The sequence below is a fragment of the Xenophilus sp. genome (genome assembly GCF_044462705.1).
GTDB classification, from domain to species: Bacteria; Pseudomonadota; Gammaproteobacteria; order Burkholderiales; family Burkholderiaceae_C; genus Xenophilus; species Xenophilus azovorans.
Genome location: NZ_JBIQNC010000199.1, coordinates 1 through 8,539, shown reverse-complemented (window position 1 = coordinate 8,539; position 8,539 = coordinate 1). Strand labels below are relative to the sequence as shown.

Genomic DNA, 8,539 nt, shown 5'->3' with positions numbered 1-8,539 from the left:
GGCTCGATGTGGGATTCGACTATGCATTGCGCTTGACGAGCAAGACGGTTGCTCAATCGGCGGCATGCAGGCCGACGAGGTTGCCGTCCGGGTCCTCGACATGGGCGAAATAGCCGATGCCGGGGGCGATCAGCGTGCGCGGCGTCACCACGCGGCCGCCGGCCGCCTGTGCGCGCGCGAGGGCGGCGTCGACGCTGGGTGCGCAATCCAGGTAGACCAGCGTGCCGCCGGCCGCGGGGCGGGGCTGGCCGGGCCGCAGCACCAGGCAGCCGCCGGCGCCGGGCTTCTCGTGGGCGAACACGGCCATGGTGTCGCCGCCCAGGTCCTCGGTGCCGAGCATCGCGCGGTCGAGCATCGCTTCGTAGAAGCGCTGCGAGCGCGCGAGGTCGGCGACAGGGATTTCGAACCAGGTGTTGGCGCTGTGCATGAAAGGCTCCTTGAACGTGTTGAGGAGCTTCGATGCTGCGCCGGGCCTCCTGACAGCGTCTTGTCAGGAGGCTGGCACCGGCAGGGTGGCTGCCCTACAGCACGTCGCTGGCGAAGTCCGCCAGCCGCGAGCGCTCGCCGCGCGCCAGCGTGATGTGGCCGCTGTGCGGCCAGCCCTTGAAGCGATCCACCGCGAAGGTCAGGCCCGAGGAGCCTTCGGTGAGGTAGGGCGTGTCGATCTGCGCCAGGTTGCCCATGCAGATGATCTTGGTGCCCGGGCCCGCGCGCGTGACCAGCGTCTTCATCTGCTTGGGCGTGAGGTTCTGTGCCTCGTCGATGATCACGTACTTGTTCAGGAAAGTGCGCCCGCGCATGAAGTTCATGCTCTTGATCTTGATCTTCGAGCGGATGAGTTCGTTGGTCGCGGCGCGGCCCCATTCGCCTGCGCCCGAGTTGTCGCCCTTGGCGAGGAACTCCAGGTTGTCGTCCAGCGCGCCCATCCACGGGCCCATCTTCTCCTCCTCGGTGCCGGGCAGGAAGCCGATGTCCTCGCCCACGCTCACCGTGGCGCGGGTCATGATGATCTCGGTGTAGCGGCGGTCGTCCAGCACCTGCGTCAGGCCCGAGGCCAGCGCCATCAGTGTCTTGCCGGTGCCGGCCGTGCCGGCCAGCGTCACGAAGTCGACCTCCGGGTCCATGAGCAGGTTCATGGCGAAGTTCTGCTCGCGGTTGCGGGTGGTCACGCCCCACACGGCGTTCTTGCCGGAGGCGTAGTCCTTCAGCGTGCGCAGCACCGCCGTCTTGTCGCGGATCTCGGTCACGCGAGCGTACATGCTCGGCTCGCCCGGCGCTTCGAAGTAGACGAACTGGTTGATGTAGAGGCTGGGCACCAGCGGCCCGGTGATGCGGTAGAAGGTGCTGCTGCCGGACTGCCAGCTCTCCACCGTCTTGCTCTGGCGCGTCCAGAAGTCCGCCGGCAGCGCCAGCGAACCCGAGTACAGCAGGTCGCCGTCCTCCAGCGCCTTGTCGTTCTGGTAGTCGTCGGCGGCCAGGCCCAGGGCGCGTGCCTTCACGCGCATGTTGATGTCCTTGGACACCAGCACCACCTCGCGCCGCTCGGCGCCGCTGCGCTCCTTTTCGTAGCGCGTGCGCAGCGCCTGCACCACGCCCAGGATCTGGTTGTCGGCCTTGCCCTGGGGCAGGCTCATGGGCAACTGGTACTGCAGCGGCTCGGTCTGGAAGAGCAGCCTGCCGCCGGCCTCCTTGTGGCCGGTGGAGTCGAGCTTGAGCCCCTTGCCGATGTCCGCGCCCTGCGCGCCGGCCAGCGCGTCCAGCGTGCGGCTGGCCTGGCGGCCGTTGCGGGCCACCTCGGTCGTGCCCTTCTTGTGGCCGTCCAGTTCCTCCAGCACGATCATCGGCAGGTAGATGTCGTGCTCCTCGAAGCGGAAGAGGCAGGTCGGGTCGTGCAGCAGTACGTTGGTGTCGAGCACGAAGAGCCGGGCCGGGCCATTGGCCTTGGCGCGGCGCGTGCGGGACGACGGCGCCTGCCCGGGCGTGGCGGCAGGCTGCGCGGGAACTGCCGGCTGGGGCTCGGTGGCCGGGCTGCGGGCTACCGCGGGACTGGCCGCGCCGCCGCCCTCGCGCCGGTCATCGAACAGCGCCAGCGGCTGATGGCTCCGGGCCGGGGTGTCCTCCGCGTGGCGCTCGGCCGCGTTTCGTCGGCTGCCCTTGGCGGCGGAACGCGCCGGCGCATCCATGGCGTCGGGCGAGAGCAGGGCGGCACGGCGGGTGGGGGCGGGAGGCAGGGGCATGGAGGACGGAACTCGTGGATTCAGGATGCACCGCAAGGGTGCGCAGTCCGAAAAACAAAAAAGCCGCCTGGAGACCAGAGCGGCTTCTTCGGGAGGATGCTGTCGCGGAAGTCAACGGCATGCGGCCCATTATGCACAGGCCGCGTGACCTGTCTGCCCTGCCGTTGCCCGCCGCCAACGACGACGTCAGGCGGCCTTCTTCAGCGCCTTCACTTCCTTGAGGACCTCGTCGACGTGGCCCGGTACCTTCAGGCCGCGCCACTCGGCCTTGAGGATGCCGTCGGGGCCGATCAGGAAGGTGCTGCGCTCGATGCCCTTGACCTTCTTGCCGTACATGATCTTGTTCTTGACCACGCCGAACATGTGGCACATCTTCTCTTCGGTGTCGGCGATCAGTTCGAAGGGCAGTTCCAGCTTGGCCTTGAATTCGTCGTGCGACTTCATGTTGTCGCGCGAGACGCCGAACACCGCGGCGCCGGCCTTGACGAAGTCCTTGTAGTGGTCGCGGAACTGCATCGCCTCGGTGGTGCAGCCGGGGGTGTTGTCCTTGGGATAGAAGTACAGGACCACGATCTGGCCGAGATGGGAGGTGTTCGAGACCTTGACGCCGCCGGTCGCGCTGGCTTCGAATTCGGGAATGGGTTTGTTGACTACGATCGCCATGAAACTTGTTTTCTCCGCGTGAGTTCCCGAGATAGAACGCGAAACCACCCCGCTGCACGAGGCATGCAAGGCGCAAGGTAGTCCGGTCTGCAACCCGCTATTTTACCCCGAAACAGCTCTCACTCGCCATTCGAGGGGCGTTCGATGAGGAGCGCCGCCACGACGTGGCGGCCTTCGCCGGCCAGGATGTTGTAGGTGCGGCAGGCCGCCGCGGTGTCCATCGTCTCGACGCCGGTGCGCTGTGCGATCAGGGGCGCGATCCAGGCGGGGCGGGGGAAGCGGATGCGCTCGCCGCTGCCGAAGATGACGACTTCCGCGCCCAGCGCCGCGAGTTGCGCGAAGTGCTCGGCGCCGAGGTCCTCGAAGCGCTCGCAGGCCCACGGCAGGCGCTCGTCGCGCGAACCGAGCACCACGCTGGCCTCGACGCGCTCGCCGTTGATGGCCACCCAGCCCGGCCCGTGTGCGGTGACGGTCTGCACGTCGGGGCGGTCGGGCTGGAGCTTCATGGGAAGAGGGGGAAAGGCGGGCGCAGCGGCGGCACGCACCCGTTGAACTGTGCTCCAATTGTAGGTTTTCCCTGTTGACTGGCCCCTCGGAGGGACTTTGAAACCACTGAAGAAATCGGCCAAGCTGGCCAACGTGCTGTACGACGTGCGCGGTCCCATCGTGGACGCGGCGCGGCAGATGGAGGACGAGGGCCAGAAGATCATCAAGCTGAACATCGGCAACATGGCGCCGTTCGGCTTCGATCCGCCGGAGGAGATCCAGCAGGACATGATCCGCAACCTGCCGGATTCGGCGGGCTATTCGGACAGCAAGGGCATCTTCGCGGCGCGCAAGGCGGTGATGCACTACACCCAGCAGTTGGGCATCGAGGGCGTCACCCTGGAGGACATCTACCTGGGCAACGGCGCCAGCGAGCTGATCGGGATGGCCGTCAACGCGCTGATCAACGACGGCGACGAGCTGCTGGTGCCCATGCCCGACTACCCGCTGTGGACGGCGGTGACCTCGCTGTCGGGCGGCACCCCGGTGCACTACCGCTGCGATGAGGACAGCGGCTGGCTGCCCGACCTGGACGACATGCGCGCCAAGATCACGCCGCGCACCCGCGGCATCGTGGTCATCAACCCGAACAACCCGACCGGCGTGCTCTACCCCGACGACGTCCTCAAGGGCATCGTGGCGCTGGCGCGCGAGCACGGCCTGGTGCTGCTGGTGGATGAGGTGTACGACAAGGTGCTGTACGACGGGGTGAAGTTCACCGCGATGGGCAGCCTGTCGACCGACGTGCTGACGCTGACCTTCAACTCGCTGTCCAAGGCCTACCGCTCCTGCGGCTACCGGGCGGGCTGGATGGTGGTGTCGGGCCCGAAGGCCGACGCCGGCGACTACGTCGAGGGCCTGAACATGCTGGCCAACCTCAAGCTCGGCTCCAACGTGCCGGGCCAGTGGGCGATCCAGACGGCGCTCGGCGGCTACCAGAGCATCCACGACCTGGTGAAGGAGGGCGGGCGCCTGCGCCGCCAGCGCGACCTGGCCTACGAGCTGATCACGGCCATCCCGGGCGTCACCTGCGTGAAGCCGCAGGCGGCGCTGTACATGTTCCCGAAGCTGGACCCGAAGGTCTATCCCATCGAGGACGACCGCCAGTTCTTCATGCAGGTGCTGCGCGAGACGCGCGTGATGCTGGTGCAGGGCTCGGGCTTCAACTATCCCGACAACCAGCACTTCCGCATCGTCTTCCTGCCGCACGAGGAGGACCTGCGCGAGGCGATCAACCGCATCGCGCGCTTCCTCGAGCGCTACCGCACGCGCTTCGCCTGAGTTTTCCTGCGGGCGCGGCCCATGCGCCCTGTTTCCCTGACTGAAAAGACTGCATCCATGAAACCCATCCAGGTCGGCCTTCTGGGCATCGGCACCGTCGGCGGCGGCACCTTCAAGGTGCTGCAGCGCAACCAGGAAGAGATCAAGCGCCGCGCCGGCCGCGGCATCGAGATCACCATGGTGGCCGACCTGGACACGGCGCGCGCGCAGGCTGTGGCGGGCGTGGGCGTGAAGGTGGTGGGCGACGCACGCGAGGTCATCGCCAACCCGGACATCGACATCGTCATCGAACTGATCGGCGGCTACGGCGTGGCCCGGACGCTGGTGCTCGAGGCCATCGCCGCCGGCAAGCACGTCGTCACGGCCAACAAGGCGCTGCTGGCGGTGCACGGCACCGAGATCTTCGCCGCCGCGCATGCCAGGGGCGTGATGGTCGCCTTCGAGGCCGCCGTGGCCGGCGGCATCCCGATCATCAAGGCGCTGCGCGAGGGCCTGACGGCCAACCGCATCCAGTGGATCGCCGGCATCATCAACGGCACCACCAACTTCATCCTCTCGGAGATGCGCGACAAGGGGCTGGACTTCGACGTCGTGCTCAAGGAGGCGCAGCGCCTGGGCTACGCCGAGGCCGATCCGACCTTCGACATCGAGGGCGTGGACGCGGCGCACAAGGCCACGATCATGAGCGCCATCGCCTTCGGCATCCCGGTGCAGTTCGACAAGGCGCACGTCGAGGGCATCACCAGGCTGGCCTCGCAGGACATCCGCTATGCCGAGCAGCTCGGCTACCGCATCAAGCTGCTGGGCATCACCAAGCGCGTGCCCAAGGGCATCGAGCTGCGCGTGCACCCGGCGCTGGTGCCGGCCAAGCGGCTGCTGGCCAACGTGGAGGGCGCGATGAACGCGGTCGTCGTGCACGGCGACGCGGTGGGCACCACGCTCTACTACGGCAAGGGCGCGGGCAGCGAACCCACCGCCAGCGCGGTGATCGCCGACCTGGTGGACATCGCGCGCCTGCACACCGCCGACGCGGCGCACCGCGTGCCGCACCTGGCCTTCCAGGCCGACGCCATGAGCGACACGCCCGTGCTGCCGATGAGCGAGGTGGTGACCAGCTACTACCTGCGCCTGCGCGTGGCCGACGAGGCAGGCGTGCTGGCGCGCGTCACCTCGCTGCTGGCCGAGGCCGGCATCAGCATCGACGCGGTGCTGCAGCGCGAGGCCGACGAGGTGGGCGGCGAGGGTTCGACGCAGACCGACCTGATCATCCTCACGCACGACACGCGCGAAGGCACGCTGGACGAGGTGCAGGCCCACTTGCAGAGCCTGCCCAGCGTGCTGGCGCCGATCGTGCGCATCCGCAAGGAAGAGTTGAGCTGAGCGCCATGAGATACCTCTCCACCCGCGGCGACGCCACGCCGCGCCGCTTCTGCGAGATCCTGCTGGAGGGTCTGGCGCCGGACGGCGGCCTGTACATGCCCGAGCGCTATCCGCAGGTCGATGCGGCGACGCTCTCGACGTGGCGCGGCCTGCCGTACCACGAACTGGCCTTCGAGATCCTGTCGCTGTACATCGACGACATCCCGGCCGACGACCTGCGCGCGCTGTGCGCGAAGACGTACACGGCGGAGGTCTTCGGCAGCGAGGACATCACGCCCCTGCGCGAGCTGGAGGACGGCGTGTACCTCGAGGGCCTGTCCAACGGGCCCACGCTGGCCTTCAAGGACATGGCCATGCAGTTGCTGGGCAACCTGTTCGAGTACGAGCTGGGCCGGCGCGGCGAGGTGCTGAACATCCTCGGCGCCACCAGCGGCGACACCGGCAGCGCGGCCGAGTACGCCATGCGCGGCAAGCAGGGCGTGCGCGTGTTCATGACCTCGCCCGACGGGCGCATGAGCCCCTTCCAGCAGGCGCAGATGTTCAGCCTGCAGGACGCCAACATCCACAACATCGCCATCGCCGGCGTGTTCGACGACTGCCAGGACATCGTCAAGGCCGTGAGCAGCGACCTGGCGTTCAAGCGCAAATACCGCATCGGCACCGTCAACTCGATCAACTGGGCACGCCTGCTGGCGCAGGTCGTCTACTACTTCAAGGGCTGGTTCGAGGCGACGGGCCCCCAGGGCGGCGCAGTGAGCTTCACGGTGCCCAGCGGCAACTTCGGCAATGTCTGCGCCGGCCACGTGGCGCGCATGATGGGGCTGCCGATCCGCCGGCTGGTGGTGGCGACCAACGAGAACGACGTGCTCGACGAGTTCTTCCGTACCGGCGTGTACCGCGTGCGCGGCGCGGCCGACACGCACGAGACCTCCAGCCCGTCGATGGACATCAGCAAGGCCAGCAACTTCGAACGCTTCGTGTTCGACCTGGTGGGCCGCGACGGCGCCAGGACGCGCGCGCTGTTCGCCGACGAGGTCGGACGCACGGGCCGCTTCGACCTGAGCGGCGACCCGGCCTTCGCCGATGCGGCCGCGAAATTCGGCTTCGCCAGCGGCCGCAGCACGCATGCCGACCGGCTGGCGACGATCCGCGACACCGACAAGCGCTTCGCCGTGCTGGTGGATACGCACACCGCCGACGGGCTGAAGGTGGCGCGCGAGCACCGGGAGCCCGGCGTGCCGATGGTGGTGCTGGAGACGGCGCTGCCGATCAAGTTCGCCGCCACCATCGTCGAGGCGCTGGGCCGCGAGCCGGACCGGCCGGCGAAGTTCGAGGGCATCGAGCAATTGCCCCGGCGCGTGGTGCGGATGCCCGCCGATGCCGAGGCGGTGAAGCGCTATATCGCCGAGCATTGCGCCTAGCGAAGCCCGGCGGCGCGCCGCCGCCCACAACGAGCAGCAGACGATGAAAGTGATCGCCTTCGCGGGCTACTCCGGCGCCGGCAAGACCACGCTGGTGGAGCGCGTGATCCCCGAACTCCGGCGCCACGGGCAGCGCGTGTCGGTGGTCAAGCACGCGCACCATCGCTTCGACATCGACCACCCGGGCAAGGACAGTTGGCGCCACCGCGAGGCGGGCGCCTTCGAGGTGCTGGTCGCGTCCGACCGGCGCCTGGCGCTGATGCGCGAGTTCGAGCAGCCGGCCGAGCTGGACGTGCATGCGCTGCTGGCCGAGCTGCGCGCGGACGTCGACTGGGTGCTGGTCGAGGGCTTCAAGCTGAGCAGCCTGCCCAAGATCGAGGTCATGCGCCGCGTCGAGCCCGGCCAGGCGCCGCGGCCGGCGCTGTACCCCGGCGACGCGCGCATCTGCGCCATCGCCACCGACCGTCCCGATCACCTGCCTGCGCCCACCGATTTGCCGGTCTTCCACCTGGACGATGCCCCCGCCGTCGCGCACTGGCTGCTGGCCGGCGGCGGGCGATTCCACTACAACCCCGAGAGCCATGGCTGACCCGAACACCCCCCGACCGCCGCTGATGTCGCTGGACGACGCCCTGGCGCGCCTGCTGTCGCATGCCGCGCCGCTGCCGGGCGCCGACGAGGCCTCGACCTTCGAGGCGGACGGCCGCGTGCTGGCGCAGGACCTGGTGGCCGGCCTCACGGTGCCGCCGCGCGACAACAGCGCGATGGACGGCTACGCCGTGCGCAGCGCCGACTGCGCCGCCGCCGATGCCGTGCTGCAGGTGGCGCAGCGCATCCCCGCCGGCACCGTCGGCCAGCCGCTGGCGGCGGGCACGGCGGCGCGCATCTTCACCGGTGCTCCGGTCCCCGAGGGCGCCGACGCCGTGGTGATGCAGGAGGACGCCGAGGCGCTGGCGGCCGAGGAGGGGACGCAGGGCCTGGGCCGCGTGCGCATCCGCCAGGTGCCGGCGG

General features: G+C 68.9%; 8 protein-coding genes and 1 pseudogene. 5 read left to right on the top strand and 4 right to left on the bottom strand.

Annotated features, from left to right (window positions below):
* Nucleotides 1-52 precede the first annotated feature (52 nt).
* The 4 genes from ACIY1X_RS21815 to ACIY1X_RS21800 all read right to left on the bottom strand — a co-directional run bounded on the left by ACIY1X_RS21815 (nt 53) and on the right by ACIY1X_RS21800 (nt 3,406).
* A complete protein-coding gene (locus tag ACIY1X_RS21815; protein WP_399684654.1) occupies nt 53-427 on the bottom strand; it encodes a VOC family protein in 375 nt (124 codons plus the stop codon).
* Between the two features lie 94 nt (nt 428-521).
* A complete protein-coding gene (locus ACIY1X_RS21810) occupies nt 522-2,237 on the bottom strand; it encodes a PhoH family protein (protein ID WP_399684651.1) in 1,716 nt (571 codons plus the stop codon).
* 186 nt (nt 2,238-2,423) lie between these two features.
* Nucleotides 2,424-2,900, bottom strand: a complete 477-nt coding sequence (locus ACIY1X_RS21805; RefSeq protein ID WP_038201019.1) for a peroxiredoxin — start codon at nt 2,898-2,900, stop codon at nt 2,424-2,426.
* A gap of 119 nt (nt 2,901-3,019) precedes the next feature.
* Nucleotides 3,020-3,406, bottom strand: coding sequence for an Mth938-like domain-containing protein (locus ACIY1X_RS21800; RefSeq protein ID WP_038201024.1), 387 nt, complete (start codon nt 3,404-3,406; stop codon nt 3,020-3,022).
* Between the two features lie 97 nt (nt 3,407-3,503).
* On the opposite strand from ACIY1X_RS21800, the gene ACIY1X_RS21795 reads away from it, so the two are divergent.
* The 5 genes and pseudogenes from ACIY1X_RS21795 to ACIY1X_RS21775 form a co-directional block, all read left to right on the top strand.
* The gene (locus ACIY1X_RS21795; RefSeq protein ID WP_399684648.1) at nt 3,504-4,727 is read left to right on the top strand and encodes a pyridoxal phosphate-dependent aminotransferase; all 1,224 of its coding nucleotides are present in this window, start codon (nt 3,504-3,506) and stop codon (nt 4,725-4,727) included.
* Nucleotides 4,728-4,784: 57 nt separating this feature from the next.
* Nucleotides 4,785-6,107, top strand: a complete 1,323-nt coding sequence (locus ACIY1X_RS21790) for a homoserine dehydrogenase (RefSeq protein ID WP_399684645.1) — start codon at nt 4,785-4,787, stop codon at nt 6,105-6,107.
* Nucleotides 6,108-6,112: 5 nt separating this feature from the next.
* The gene (gene thrC, locus ACIY1X_RS21785) at nt 6,113-7,528 is read left to right on the top strand and encodes a threonine synthase (RefSeq protein ID WP_399684642.1); all 1,416 of its coding nucleotides are present in this window, start codon (nt 6,113-6,115) and stop codon (nt 7,526-7,528) included.
* 43 nt (nt 7,529-7,571) lie between these two features.
* Nucleotides 7,572-8,117 (top strand): molybdopterin-guanine dinucleotide biosynthesis protein B, encoded by a 546-nt coding sequence (gene mobB / locus ACIY1X_RS21780; protein WP_399684640.1) that lies wholly within the window; start codon nt 7,572-7,574, stop codon nt 8,115-8,117.
* Nucleotides 8,110-8,539, top strand: a pseudogene (locus tag ACIY1X_RS21775) (molybdopterin molybdenumtransferase MoeA); the annotation flags it as partial. The gene mobB and the pseudogene ACIY1X_RS21775, both read left to right, overlap by 8 nt.